General features: G+C 41.2%; 13 protein-coding genes and 1 riboswitch. Of the genes, 8 read left to right on the top strand and 5 right to left on the bottom strand.

Annotated elements, in window-relative coordinates; genetic code table 11:
• Nucleotides 1-273 precede the first annotated feature (273 nt).
• Complete coding sequence (locus tag AC1U9Z_RS04745) at nucleotides 274-735, top strand: GreA/GreB family elongation factor (protein ID WP_333531946.1); 462 nt, start codon at nucleotides 274-276, stop codon at nucleotides 733-735.
• Here AC1U9Z_RS04745 and rnk read toward each other — a convergent pair.
• From rnk to AC1U9Z_RS04725, 4 genes are all read right to left on the bottom strand, one after another.
• Nucleotides 702-1,124 (bottom strand): nucleoside diphosphate kinase regulator, encoded by a 423-nt coding sequence (gene rnk, locus AC1U9Z_RS04740; RefSeq protein ID WP_333531947.1) that lies wholly within the window; start codon nucleotides 1,122-1,124, stop codon nucleotides 702-704. The genes AC1U9Z_RS04745 and rnk overlap by 34 nt on opposite strands.
• A 186-nt stretch (nucleotides 1,125-1,310) precedes the next feature.
• Nucleotides 1,311-2,756, bottom strand: coding sequence for a cardiolipin synthase (gene cls, locus AC1U9Z_RS04735; RefSeq protein WP_479955937.1), 1,446 nt, complete (start codon nucleotides 2,754-2,756; stop codon nucleotides 1,311-1,313).
• Nucleotides 2,757-3,226: 470 nt separating this feature from the next.
• Nucleotides 3,227-4,705: a potassium/proton antiporter gene (locus tag AC1U9Z_RS04730; RefSeq protein WP_333531949.1), complete on the bottom strand. Its 1,479-nt coding sequence runs from the start codon at nucleotides 4,703-4,705 to the stop codon at nucleotides 3,227-3,229.
• Nucleotides 4,706-4,898: 193 nt separating this feature from the next.
• On the bottom strand, nucleotides 4,899-7,085 hold the full coding sequence (locus AC1U9Z_RS04725; protein ID WP_333531950.1) for a PAS domain S-box protein: 2,187 nt from the start codon (nucleotides 7,083-7,085) through the stop codon (nucleotides 4,899-4,901).
• 217 nt (nucleotides 7,086-7,302) lie between these two features.
• On the opposite strand from AC1U9Z_RS04725, the gene AC1U9Z_RS04720 reads away from it, so the two are divergent.
• From AC1U9Z_RS04720 to AC1U9Z_RS04700, 5 genes are all read left to right on the top strand, one after another.
• Nucleotides 7,303-7,737, top strand: a complete 435-nt coding sequence (locus AC1U9Z_RS04720; protein ID WP_333531951.1) for a Fur family transcriptional regulator — start codon at nucleotides 7,303-7,305, stop codon at nucleotides 7,735-7,737.
• Nucleotides 7,734-8,669, top strand: a complete 936-nt coding sequence (locus AC1U9Z_RS04715) for a metal ABC transporter substrate-binding protein (protein ID WP_333531952.1) — start codon at nucleotides 7,734-7,736, stop codon at nucleotides 8,667-8,669. The genes AC1U9Z_RS04720 and AC1U9Z_RS04715 overlap by 4 nt, the downstream gene beginning before the upstream one ends.
• Nucleotide 8,670: 1 nt before the next feature.
• Entirely contained in the window at nucleotides 8,671-9,450 is a 780-nt protein-coding gene (locus AC1U9Z_RS04710; RefSeq protein ID WP_333531953.1) for a metal ABC transporter ATP-binding protein, read from the top strand.
• Nucleotides 9,431-10,261, top strand: coding sequence for a metal ABC transporter permease (locus AC1U9Z_RS04705; protein ID WP_333531954.1), 831 nt, complete (start codon nucleotides 9,431-9,433; stop codon nucleotides 10,259-10,261). The genes AC1U9Z_RS04710 and AC1U9Z_RS04705 overlap by 20 nt, the downstream gene beginning before the upstream one ends.
• Before the next feature lie 103 nt (nucleotides 10,262-10,364).
• Complete coding sequence (locus AC1U9Z_RS04700) at nucleotides 10,365-10,835, top strand: hypothetical protein (protein WP_333531955.1); 471 nt, start codon at nucleotides 10,365-10,367, stop codon at nucleotides 10,833-10,835.
• A gap of 350 nt (nucleotides 10,836-11,185) precedes the next feature.
• Here AC1U9Z_RS04700 and AC1U9Z_RS04695 read toward each other — a convergent pair whose 3' ends face one another.
• Complete coding sequence (locus AC1U9Z_RS04695; RefSeq protein ID WP_333531956.1) at nucleotides 11,186-11,368, bottom strand: hypothetical protein; 183 nt, start codon at nucleotides 11,366-11,368, stop codon at nucleotides 11,186-11,188.
• 436 nt (nucleotides 11,369-11,804) lie between these two features.
• A riboswitch (SAM riboswitch) is annotated at nucleotides 11,805-11,917 on the top strand.
• Nucleotides 11,918-12,020: 103 nt separating this feature from the next.
• Between AC1U9Z_RS04695 and AC1U9Z_RS04690 the strand changes: the two genes are divergently transcribed.
• Both AC1U9Z_RS04690 and AC1U9Z_RS04685 read left to right on the top strand, forming a co-directional pair.
• Nucleotides 12,021-13,043: a methionine ABC transporter ATP-binding protein gene (locus AC1U9Z_RS04690; RefSeq protein ID WP_333531958.1), complete on the top strand. Its 1,023-nt coding sequence runs from the start codon at nucleotides 12,021-12,023 to the stop codon at nucleotides 13,041-13,043.
• Nucleotides 13,036-13,710, top strand: coding sequence for a methionine ABC transporter permease (locus tag AC1U9Z_RS04685; protein ID WP_333531959.1), 675 nt, complete (start codon nucleotides 13,036-13,038; stop codon nucleotides 13,708-13,710). Before AC1U9Z_RS04690 ends, AC1U9Z_RS04685 begins: the two co-directional genes overlap by 8 nt.
• Nucleotides 13,711-13,719: the final 9 nt, after the last annotated feature.

The raw sequence follows: 13,719 nt of genomic DNA, 5'->3' as shown, positions 1-13,719 counted from the left end.
TTTCTACTTTACGGAACATATTCTGACCTCCCGGTGCACGGTTTTTGCAATGTTTACCTCATTTCCCATGCACTTTATTTCGACAAATATGCTCCTAAACCCTTGGTTTTATTGAGGTTTTGTTTCGTTCAGCAAGCCCTAATTAAGTATATTTGGACGCTAATCCAATGTCAAAGGGATGCCTTATCTTTGTTTTACAAATCATCTTCTATGGTATAGATGGTATAATAGATTGGATTGGTATAATAAGATGAGACATAAAGGATATGTATCATGCATGAAAAGATTTTTTTATCACGGGGGGCCTTTGAAAGGCTGATCCATGACATTATTTATATGGAAGAGGAAAAAGAAGAACTGTTGGAGTATTTTTCGGTAAAATCACCGGAGAGGGCTGAACTTAAACAGCTTATTGAAAATTATATCCGGCAGGTTGACTTACTTATCAGAAATGTTAAGGTATCTTCCACCTCTGAAAACTCTCTACCCTTTGTGATTATTAATAGTGAGGTAGGACTCTATTCCTTGGATAACAACTTCTTAACCAAGGTAAGAATTGTCTTGCCCCTGCACAATATAGAGGAACAGGATATTCCTTTCCTTTCTCCCTTTGGTATGACTTTATTATTAAAAGCGGTGGGTAGCGAGGTAACCCTCTCTACCGCCCAGGGTCTCCTTCGCTACCGCATCGATGCCATTTTTTATAGTTCAAAATCACCAGCGGCCTCTGGCTGATAAAGGATCTCTTTTACCCGAAGCCGAACAACACCATCCGGCACAGACCAATCAAGGATATCACCTACTTGATAACCTAAAATAGCGGTTCCCACTGGTGCCAATACAGATATTTTATCTTCCAGTACATCCGCATCCTCGGGATATACCAGTGTGTAGGTCATTTCTTCACCGGTTTCTAAATCCTCCAATAGTACCTTTGAGTTCATGGTAATGACATCCGAGGGAACATCTTGTGGGGATATTATTTGAGCCCGTTCAAGTTCCTGCTCTAAACCACCCAGGTATTCCTTACCCATGTTCCAATGTAATTCTTTTTCTTTTATTATAAGTTTTTGCAGTCTCTCTTTATCTGCATTGGTCATATAGATTTTTCTCGTATTGTTCATGGTAGTTTCCCTCCTAAAATAAATTATTCAATCATTGGCTGTGGCCTTGCCTAAAGTCAAATAAAATATACGGCGACTTCTCGGAAGAGATAGCCGCCTTAAAAGTACTTTATGGAATAGTTACCTATATTATACAGGTAATCTAATAAAAATTAAAGCTTAAAAATAACAGGGTAATTAGAATCCTTATAAAATTGGTGATAGCAATCTGCTCAAGGACTCCATAAATTTAGCAGATGTGGAACTGCACTGGTATGCCTGCAAGGTTAGCTCACTACACTTTTCTAAATCTTCCATAAAAACACGCTGTAGTTTCATGGCTGTTACTGTGTCAAAAATGAAGGCATTTAGTTCAAAATTCAGTTTAAAACTTCGAATATCGGTATTGGCAGAACCCACCGAAGCAATTTTACCATCTACCACAATGGTTTTAGCATGGAGAAAGCCCTTTTCATAAATATAACACTTTACGCCACTGGTTAACAAATCGCCAATATATGCACGGGTTGCCCAATATGGAAAGAGATGATCCGACTTTCCCGGTACCATCACACGTACATCCACACCAGACATAGCGGCCATCCGCAAAGCGGTTAACATACTTTCATCTGGTACAAAATAGGGGGTTTGCAACAAAATAGCTTCATTGGCTTCATAGATCATTTTTAAATAACCGTTTCTGATGGGCTCTAAATCAAAGACGGGGCCACTGGTAACAATCTGCATGCCCACATTGCCTCTGCCCTCTATGGTTGGAAAATAACGATCTTCATAATTTATATGGTGCTTTGCGGACAAGTTCCAATCTAAAATAAAACTGGCTTGTATAAATGGCACGGCACTGCCCTTTACTTTCAAGTGTGTATCCCGCCAATGCCCTAAAACGGGATCTAACCCCAGATATTCATTGCCGACATTAAAGCCCCCAATATACCCTGTGTGCCCGTCAATTACTACCAACTTCCGGTGATTTCGATAATTTAACCGGATATTAATATAAGGAAGTATCGAAGGGAAAAAGGATGCTACCTCGCCACCTGCCTCCAGCAAGGGCCGCCAGACCTTTTTAGACATGCCCTGAAAACCAATGGCATCATACAAAAACCTTACCTGCACACCCTCCCGGGCCTTTTGTGCCAAAACTTCAACAAGATGCTGACTTAATTCATCATTTCTAACGATATAGTACAACAAGTGAATATGACTCTTTGCCCCTTTGATGGCCTGAATCAGAGATGTAAATTTGCTCTTACCATCCGTGAAAATTTCGACCTCATTATCCTGGGTATAAGGGGAGTTACTACTGGTCAGATTCATATAAATCATATCCTTGTAGGCGATCATGGCAGGATCATTATATCGAACCTCCCCCCCTTTTAAGCGATGTTTTTGCTGCTTAACCATCCCTTCGATAATCGCTTTCTCTTCCTGCCTAAATCTATAAATCTTTCTTTTACTTAGGTTTTGTCCAAAAATAATATAAAAAATAAAACCCACAATTGGTAAAAACAGTAGGACAATCAGCCAAGCCCAAGTGGCAGGAATGTTTCTTCTTTCCAGAAAAATGATGGTCCCCGCCAGAAAAATATTAAAGATTGATAATATCGTATACAAGTGTTCAAAAAATTCCATTATTGCACCTGCTCTTCCTAATCCATTTAGAATATTCTACCCAAAGGCCGACCTTAGGGCAAATGAAATAACTCAGACCTATCTAAAAAGGGCAAAAAAAATTGGAGTGCGGTAAGCAGGCGCGACTCCCACAAAACATATATAAAAACGAAACACTTTGTGTCGTAGTGGAACAGTTTATTTCGACTTCGCAACAACTGAAGTTCATAAAGCAAATCTTACATAGTAATCTTCCCCATTTGCAATAATATAAGCAATTTATGTGCCAAATTATTAGCCATCAGCCTTCCGTTATCAACATTTTTGCATGTTATGCCTAATGGCACGGCCCCTTAACATTCGGCACGTGACTTAAATAAAAAAAGGTTGTTGTATAAGAACCCCATTTCTTTGGTTCTTATACAACAACCACATTGGATCAATTTCCCAGAACCATCTTAAACTGGGGGCTGACAGCTGATGGCAAAATGCTAAGAACTGGATGCTGTTTCTAAGGGCGTATTGTCCTTTTGACGGAATATTTTTTTTATCAGCTTGCGCTGTGATTTAGGGGTTAGGACATAGAGGATATCCCCCGCCAATAATTCCGTTGTTCCCCTTGGTGTGATGACCTTGGTGTCCCGAACAACTGCTGTAATTAAGCAGCTTTCTGGGAGATCTAAATCTCGAATCTCCTTATTTGCCATATAGAAGTCTTCTTTTATGTTAATCTCTATAATTTCCGAGTTTGTTTTCCCCATTGAAATTAATTCCAAACTGTGTGGAGAAGTTATTTTTTCACCTGCGGACAGACCAAGCTTATTGGCTAGAAGGGAGATGGTTGACCCTTGCACCAGTGCTGAAATAAAAACAACGAAGAACACAATATTAAACATCACATGGCTATTATCCAGTCCAGCAACGATGGGATAAGTTGCTAAGACAATGGGAACTGCACCCTTTAGGCCAGACCAGGAAAGAAATATTTTATCTCTAAAGGTAAAGCCCATTTTTATTGTAGTCAAAAATACACCAATGGGTCGAGCTATGAATACAAGTAAAAAGGCCAGCAAAACTCCTTGCCAAGCAATATCCACTAACTCTGTAGGAAAGGACAATAGACCCAAAAGGATGAACATGAGGATCTGCATCATCCAGGCAAATCCTTCGTTAAAACGAAAAATGGAGTGACGGAAGGTTAAATCAGAATTGCCAACATATACAGCCATAACGTAAACAGCCAGTAAACCGCTTCCTTTTAATACGGCCGCTGAGCCATAGGTAAAAATAGCAAAACCTAGGGCCAGTACAGGGTATAGACCAGATGAGTCAAGGTTAATTTTGTTGATACTCCAAACAGTAAACTTCCCCATGGTCAGACCTATTAATAAACCCAAACCCATTTGCAAAACAAAGGATAAAATTACACTAGAGACCTTTGCCGTTTCTGGTGTCTGAATCAAGCTAATAAAGGTTATCGTAAGAAAAACTGCCATTGGGTCATTGCTGCCGGATTCTGCCTCTAGGGTTGAAGACAGTTTTCTTTTGATATTTTGAGTGCCCATAACAGAAAATACCGCGGCTGCATCGGTGGAGCCAACAATGGAACCAAATAAAAAGGCCTCCAACCAACTTACATCCAAAACATACTTAGCAAAAATACCAATTGTAAAGGTTGTGATAAGTACACCAAAGGTTGCCAGCGAAGCGGATGGGACAATAACCGGTTTTACATCCTGCCATTTTGTTTGCATCCCACCTTCAAACAAAATCACAATCAGGGCTAAAATGCCGAATAGTTGAGTCAAGGCAGCATTGTCATAATATAGGTATTTATTCATAACCATACCTACGACAACATACAGTACTAGATAAGGTACCCCCAACCGTGATGAAAACTTAGTTGTTAAAACACCCGCAACAAGGAGCAAAGAAAACAAAAAGATTGCACTATCTGCACTAATAATCATCCCCCCTTTGTTTTTGTAAGTTACTATGTGACATAATAATTATAACAATTTTTTGGTTTCCAGCCAACCTAACTATAAATTAAGATTGCTAGCAATTAGCTTTTAACTATCCCAAAAAACGGCTCAGGATAACAAAGATGACGCATTAACACATGTCGTTTTTTTGCCTAATAACGATTGACTAAGCTAACGACTAACAGCTAACTTTAAATTTCACATAGAACGTCGTACCACCGGATCCCGATTCTACCTGGATCGTACCCCGGTGGCGGGCCACAACACTAAAACAGTTGGCCAGACCAAGTCCCGTACCCTTTTCTTTCGTCGTATAAAAGGGTGTCCCTAACTTTTCCATCTGTTCCGGTAGAATGCCCGTTCCCTGATCTTGTACCGCCAGTACCACATCATCATTGTCAACAAAGGTTCTTATTCTCAAGCAATAGCCCTGGGACATGGCTTCCAAACCATTGCGAGCTAAGTTTAAAATAACTTGGCGTATTTCTTTATCATTTAATAGCAGATCTGGCACCTTGCTCGTTTCAAGATAAATATTTTTCCCCTGACCTACCGCATCGGCCTGAATGAGGGGGGCCAGGCTATGCAGGATATCGTTTAAATTCTGCATGGTCATTTCCGTTGTCTTACTTCTGCCGATGGAAAGAAACTCACTGATAATAGAATTGGCACGATCCAGTTCATCAATCATTAAGTTATAATAATCCATATACTGAACACAATCCGGTTTATCCCTTAAAATCTGTAAAAAACCCTTAACGGTGGTCATGGGATTGCGTACTTCATGACTAATACCCGCAGCCATTTCTCCCACTAAATTTAGACGATCCAAACGAAGCATTTCCTTTTCCATTTCCTTATGTTCGGTGATGTCCCGGACAACGGTGGATACCCCTGTAAACCTGCCGTTTAAATCATAGATGGGTGAGATGGTATGGGCAACCTGGATGATCCTACCATCTTTTCTTTGTCTTACTGTTTCATAATTGTGCAGTCTTCTCCCGTTGCGGACAGCATCCATAATTTCTTCCTCACATCTGTTATTGTCTGGACATAAAAAAGAAAAGTGCCGGCCAATGGCCTCTTCTTCGGTGTAGCCATAGATACGTTCTGCCCCGGCATTCCAACTGACAATGATACCCCGGGGGTCCTTACTGATGATGCCATCGTCAGAGGACTCCACAATGGCAGCCAACTGCCGCAGCTTTATCTCATTTTTCTTCCTTTGTGTTATATCTTCCACAAAGGCAATGGCTTGAATAAACTTTCCCTGGGCGTCCCGTATGGCTGTCACAGACATATTAGCCCAAACTACTTTGCCGTCCTTCCTGATATACCTTTTTTCCATTTGATAGTAATCTAATTTGCCGGAGGCTAACTGACGGTAATAAATCATATTCTTAGCTATGTCATCTGGGTGAGTAACTTGACGTGTATTTACGCCGATAAAATCTTCTGTCGAATAACCTAATATATTTTTCAAGGCTGTGTTGCCATGCAGCACCGTACCCTCTCCGTCCATAATACCAATCCCAGTAAAGGATTTTTCAAACATCGCTTGAAACCGTGCTTCACTGGTCTCAGCCGCCTGCTGCATTCCCTTTAGGTGGGTAATATCTTTAGCCACAACAAAAACACAAGACTTGCCGTCCAGTTTGATCATACTGGCAGATCCCAATACTACATTGATCTCCCCGGAAGGTCTTCTAAAATAAACTTCTTCATTATGAACCGAACCATATTCACGCAATAACTGAAATAATTTGTCGTGATCTACGAAACGCAGGATACTGTTTAATTGCATTACCGTTTTACCAATGACAGCTTCCCTGTGGTTACCCGTGTAAGCCAACCAACTGGCATTGACATCAATAAAAATCAAATCCGGTAGGGATAGTATGGCCATTATATCCGGGCTGGCATGGAAAATCTTACAAAACTTTTCTTCGGAGGCTTGCAGAGATTTTTCAACTTGTCTTTTTTCCTTGCGTAGCTTGGCTTCCCGCAGTTCCCTTTGGATGGCAGGAATTAAGCGGCTCAAATTACCTTTGACGATATAGTCTTGGGCACCGGCCCGTATGGCCTCCACCGCTGTTACTTCGGATATTTGACCGGATAACATAATGAAGGGCAGCTCAAGGCCCCTTTCTCGAATCATTTTCAAGGCCTCTAAACCACTGAACTGTGGCAGCACATAGTCTGATAGAATAATATCCCAATCCACTGACAGGGCCTGGCTCATCTCCTGTCGGTCCTTAACCCACCGGTAGCTGAACGCATACCCTCCTTCTCTAAGCTCTCTTAACAATAGATGCAGATCGTCTTCCGAATCCTCTATAATTAAAACCCTCAGCTTTAGGTTCATTATAACCTCCGAGAAAACAGAAATATTTTGTTTAATCTCTCTCTTCATATATAATTGGCTTTTATAATTGGCTTTACTTTCTACCCAATGCATTAATTTTCCTTTTTTATTTATATGTCAGAACTATTATTTCTCTTTAAAGCATTGACATATTTTCTTGTTGGTTATAATAATTAATAGTAGATAAGAAATATTCCTATTTAAGAAGGTGAATGCTTTGCAGGAGTTACAGCTTTTAATCCAACAGCTAAAAGAAAAGGGCGTCAAGGTAACCCCCCAAAGGCAAGCTATTCTTAGCAGCTTTTTGGGTCCTGAAAATAAACATTTAAGTGCCGAGGACATCCATTTGGCCATTGCAAAAACCTATCCTACCATTAGCCTTGATACGGTTTATCGAAATCTTGGGATGCTTCGGGACATCGGCATTTTAAGAGAACTTAATTTAGGCGAGCGACGGGTTCATTATGAATTAACGAGTAATATCCACCATCACCACCTGATTTGCACCCAATGTGGTGATGCCCAAGAGATTCATTATTGCCCGCTAAAGTTTCTCGACCAAGATAAAGTCAATAAATTTAAAATACTAAGCCATTCCTTTGAAATTTTTGGTTTGTGTGAAAAGTGTACTAAGAAAGGGGGATTATTGTGAAAAGAGTAATTTTAAGCATGCTGGCTCTTATTTTTTTAGTCCCTGTTGCCATCGGCTGTCAAACAAATGGCAAAAATCAGCCCGACCAGGCAGAAGACACGCTAAAAGTATATACTAGCATCTACCCCCTCTATGATTTTGCTAAACAAGTGGGTGGTACGAAGGTTCAGGTGGAAAACATCGTGCCTCCTGGTGCAGAACCCCATGATTGGGAGCCCAGTCCCCAGGACATGGTAAAAATGACCAAAGCCAATGTGATCATCCTAAGCGGTACCGGTGTGGAACATTGGGGCGATAAAATTTTAAATACCCTGGATAGGGAAAATATAACGATCATTCAAGCTGGTCAAAGGCTCAATTTAATAGAAGAAACACATGCCCACACGGATTCACCTGAACATCATCTCCATGACCCTCATGTTTGGCTTGATCCATTACATGCCAAAATAATGGTAGATGAAATCCTTACAGGCCTAGTCAAGGCTGATCCCAACAATAAGTCCTATTACCAGGCCAATGCCAACCAGTTTCAACAGGAATTGGATAAATTACACTTAGAATATCAAGAAAATCTGGCTAAGACCAAGACCAAGGAGTTTATTACCTCTCACGCTGCCTTTGGCTACCTAGCTAAGCGCTATGGTCTGATTGAAATACCGATCCGTGGGCTAGCAGCAGAAAGTGAACCCAGTCCCGCTGATATGGCTGCCATTATTGAACTGGCCCGGAATAAAAATATTGATACCATTTTTTTCGAAACCCTCGTTAACCCCAAAGTCTCTGAAACTCTGGCCAGTGAATTGAAGGCAAAAACCCTGGTACTGAATCCCATCGAGGGGTTATCTGAACAAGAATTAGCAAGCGGTGAAAATTACCTATCTGTGATGAGAAAAAATCTTGCCAATTTAAAAATTGCTCTAGGAGCTGAATAAAATGAATAAGGAAGATATCATAAAGATTGAAGGGATGACTTTTACCTACGTCTGCCACCCGATCTTAAATAATATGCATCTGCGTGTTGCCGCAGGGGATGTGGTAGCCATCACAGGACCAAATGGTTCCGGTAAATCCACCCTGCTAAAACTAGTCTTGGGGCAGTTAAAACCTTCTGCTGGTTCCATCAAGGTTTTTGGCAGCGAAGCGCATAAGGTAAAGGACCGCTACCGCATCGGCTATTTGGCCCAAAAGGCCACAGGTTTTAATAGCCAATTTCCCGCCACCGCCCGGGAGGTGATCCGCTCGGGCCGGGTTCCTAGGCGAGGTCTGTTCCATCCCTTATCAAAACCAGACCACCTGCTGGTGGACCAGGTTTTGCAACAGGTGGGCATGACAGAATTTGCTGACCGACCAGTAGGCACCCTTTCCGGCGGGCAGCAGCAAAGAATCCTTTTGGCCAGGGCCTTGGTCTCGGAACCTGAGCTTTTAATCCTTGATGAACCAAACACCGGTGTTGACCGTGCTGCCTTGGATTCTATGTACCGTCTTTTAAAGGAACTAAGCCTGCTGCAAGGTATCACCATGTTAATTGTTTCCCATGAATTGGCGGGCTTAGGATCTTTGGTCAGTCACCAGGTTTGCCTGGATAAACATATTTGCAGTTGTTCTTGCCACCAATATAATGATCCAGAAAACCAACTAAAAAACTGCAAGCGACGCATTACCAGTCAGCCCACCAACACAAAGGAGCCATGTTATGGAAATTTTACAGTATGAGTTTATGCAGCGGGCACTGTTAGCTGGTTTTTTAGTGGGCCTCATCTGCCCCATTGTTGGTTTATTTATCGCCCTGCGGAGGATGTCTATGATTTCTGATGCTTTATCCCATGTCTGCCTATCCGGTGTGGCAGCGGGACTAATGACAGGAATTCACCCGATCTTAAGTGCATCGCTTTTTGCAGTTGGCGGCGGGCTATTGCTGGAAATGTTACGCAAGCTATACCGTGGTTATTCGGAAATTTCCATTGCCATTACTCTTTCCACCGGGGTAGCTCTGGGTGCCATCCTTTTAGATTTAGGCAAAGGCTATAGTGCCAATTTTATGAGCTATCTCTTTGGCAGTATTGTGGCCATCAGCGTGGATGACTTAAAAATCGTCTCCCTGCTGGGTATTGCCATTTTACTCTTAGTTCACCTCTTAAAGAAGGAATTATTCGCCATTTCCTTTGATGAGGATCATGCCAGGGTCAGTGGTATTCCGGTGGATGCCATCAACACTTGTTTTACCATTATGACTGCTATCACCATCGCCTTAGCCATCCGAGTAGTGGGTATTCTATTGGTATCTTCACTGATGATATTGCCGGTGGCCACAGCCATGCGTTTGGCCAGCAGTTTCCGTGGTGCTATGCTATTATCCATTTTGTTCGGTGAAACAGCTATCTTTATTGGTGTCTTTGCCTCCTTTTACATGAATCTGGCACCAGGAGGTGCCATTGTCATGACCTCTGTCATTCTGTTGGTAAGTAGTCTGGTTTACCAACAGCTCAACCGTAAAATGGCAATATATAAAGGAATTGTATCTTAAAAACCGAGGTCTCGGACCTCGGTTCTTCTATTGGGGTGCTTATAAATTACATCCTATCTGTAAATAATATGCTATATTATCTGGAGAAAATTGGAGGGGTAAAATGGAATTTCTACAAACGTGGATTAATCCTATTTATGCTATTGTACTATGGGTATTGGTTTTTGTTTTAATTAAACCACAAAGAATTAAAGAATTATTACCCATCGGCATCATAGCCGCAGCTATATTATTCATGGTTGAATATGTTTTAATTTCACTTGGCCTAATCCAGTTTAACAAAGGTTGGGTATTAGTTGCCGGGGTCCCTTTATTAAATCCCCTTTGGGGTGCAGCGGCAGGAATACTCGTAATAAGTTATATGAAAGATGACTTTAGTAAAAAAATCCCAATATTATTATTTTTTACTATCATTGCAGAAATTGCTTCTTATGTCGCCATTAAAGTTGGTAACCTTTCCTTTTTAGGAAACTACAGCATACTCTATGATTTCCTGCTTAATTTTGTGGTTCTGTTAATTTTAACCCAAATCTGTGAGGGTTTATATGGCAAACGAATATATAAGCACATTTAATAAGAAGGGGAGTGTCACTGACAACTACTGAAAAATAGCTAGGCGACACTCCCTTTGAAAGTTAATCCCTGCAGACTTTAAGGGACCGTTATAATACTAACCAAACATTGTAAATCTAAAACATTAAGCCATAAAGTTTGCGAATAATCCGATGGGCAAAAAAATTCTCTGCCGAAGCAGAGCAATTCATTGCGTAGATTATGTGAACTATATTTTTGCCCGAAATACAGAATTTATTCCTGAATTAATCATTCTTGGAAGTAAGTTATAAACAGTTTTTCAGTAATAATAACACGTTATCCACAGAGTTACCCACATTTATCATGGTTATCCACAGTAATCACAGGATTTTATAAATGATCAATGGCATCCTCCACTATTTTTCGATTGTCAAACAAACGCATCAGCCTTTTTATGTCTTGCTCGTAACGGATGATATCTTCTATCTCTTTTAATAGTTCTTCCATATCTTCTTTGGTAAACAGGGGTATTAAACCTTTTAATTCCTTAGGGTCCATATCGGGGGAAAGCATCTCTCTCACTTCCTTATTTAAAGGTATGACAAAATATTCAAAGACCCCAGGAAAAGTTCCCGAAAGAAACAAGTTCTTCCTTTCACTTGATTTTTTCAAAATAAATAAAAACGGCCGGAAAACGGCCGTTTTTATTTATACATAGGTAACCCCAACACTATTATCCGGAGGTGGTTTCACCGTTTTACGGTCCGTCGAATACTTGGGAACTTGCTTATGTTTTCCATTATCCCGGGACTTTAGTCTGCGGCTCATAGCAACCCCTCCTTTAAATTTAATCATTATTATTTTCCTTCTTTATAAGAAGAATCATGCAAGTTTGTGGACGGTAATTTTTTCTGAGGTGTAAAAGTTTTTCCAAGTTGCCTATAAATAATCATTGACAAATTTAAAGACATAGCATAAAATCATCATTAGTCAATTTAATAATATATTCTTCTTATCCAGAGAGGCTGAGGGACTGGCCCTGAGACGCCCGGCAACCTTCTTAGAAATTTCTTGAGAAAGGTGCTAATTCCTGCAGAAGAACATTCTTCTGAAAGATAAGGAGGGGGCATAGGTATATTATGGCCTCTTCTGGTCTGCCCAGAAGGGGCCTCATTTATTTAGAAACGGGCACACTAAACTCAGCAATCAAGGAAGGTTGATATCATTGATAGAAATTAAAGACCTAACCAAGATTTATCATTCCAGTGCCGGAGATGTTAAGGCCCTGGACAGTGTAAGTTTGAGAGTTCGCAAGGGCGAAATTTACGGTATCATTGGTTTCAGTGGTGCCGGTAAAAGTACCCTGATACGCTGCGTTAATATGTTGGAAAAGCCTACTTCCGGCAGTATTAAAGTAAATGGTCAGGAAATGACCAAATTAAGTGAAGCAGGACTAAGGGCCAGTCGCCAAAAGATTGGTATGATCTTCCAACACTTTAATCTATTGTCATCACGAACAGTCCATGAAAATGTCTCCTTCCCTTTAGAGATAAGCGGTGTGGACAAAGAAACAAGCCAAGAAAAGGTTACCAAATTATTGGAGTTGGTAGGCCTAACGGATAAAGCCAATGCCTACCCCAGCCAACTATCCGGTGGGCAGAAACAACGGGTGGGCATCGCCCGGGCCCTAGCCAATGACCCCATTGTACTGCTGTGTGATGAAGCTACCTCGGCCCTGGACCCTGCTACAACCAGCTCAATTCTAGAGCTGTTAAAGGATATTAACCGCAAACTGGATCTAACAATTCTGATGATTACCCATGAAATGAAGGTTATTTCAGAAATTTGCGATTCCGTGGCGGTCATTGAAAAAGGGAAAATCATTGAAGCCGGCTTGGTCATTGATGTCTTCACCCAGCCCCAACACCCAACCACCCGACGTTTTGTCCAAACTATCATTAATACCGATGTACCAGACAAAGTTAAGGAACGCCTACTAGAAAAGGGTGAAGGGCAAATCATACGAGTTTCTTTCATTGGTGATACCACCGATGAACCAGTGATTTCAACTCTGGTCAAACAATTTGATGTAGATGTTAACATCCTTTACGGTAATATTGATCAAATTCAAGATACAGCCTTTGGTATGTTAATTATTGAGTGTATGGGTTCCCATATAAGTTGCCAAAAGGCAGTGACATATTTGCAGAAACAGGGTTTAAGAATTGAGGTGTTAAAGGATGTCTAATGAAGTTCTCTCCCACCTGTCTAATTTATCACCTGAAATCATTAAAGCTACCTGGGATACCTTATATATGACAATTGTATCTGTGGTCTTTGCCTCCGTTCTAGGCATCCCCCTTGGTGTGATTTTAGTTATTACCGACAAGGGTCACATAAAAGAAAATTTGACACTTAATAGGGTTTTAGGATCCATCGTGAACATCTTTCGCTCCTATCCCTTCATTATTTTATTACTGGCCCTGGGTCCCTTTACCAAATTTGTGGTGGGCACCACCATCGGAACCACCGCGGCCATTGTACCCCTCACCGTTGCCGCCGCTCCCTTTGTGGCTAGAATGGTGGAAACTTCTTTAAAGGAAGTAAACTGGGGGGTGGTCGAGGCTTCTCTGGCAATGGGGGCCAGCACCTGGCAAATTATTCGCAAGGTACTGCTTCCTGAGGCCCTGCCTGGTATTATTTTAGGTACGACTATTACGGCCATTGCCGTGGTTGGTTACTCTGCCATGGCCGGTGTCGTGGGAGGAGGTGGCCTAGGGGATCTGGCCATACGTTACGGCTACATGCGGTTTGATTCAGTAGTAATGGTAACCACCGTGGTCATTCTAGTTATTATGGTTCAAATCATGCAAACCCTTGGCAATATACTTGCCGAAAAATTTAACAAAAACTAAGGAGGAGTT

It is taken from the genome of Desulfotomaculum sp. (assembly GCF_982386235.1).
The sequence above is the reverse complement of the archived record's forward strand: the minus strand, read 5'-3'. Positions and strand labels throughout refer to the sequence as shown.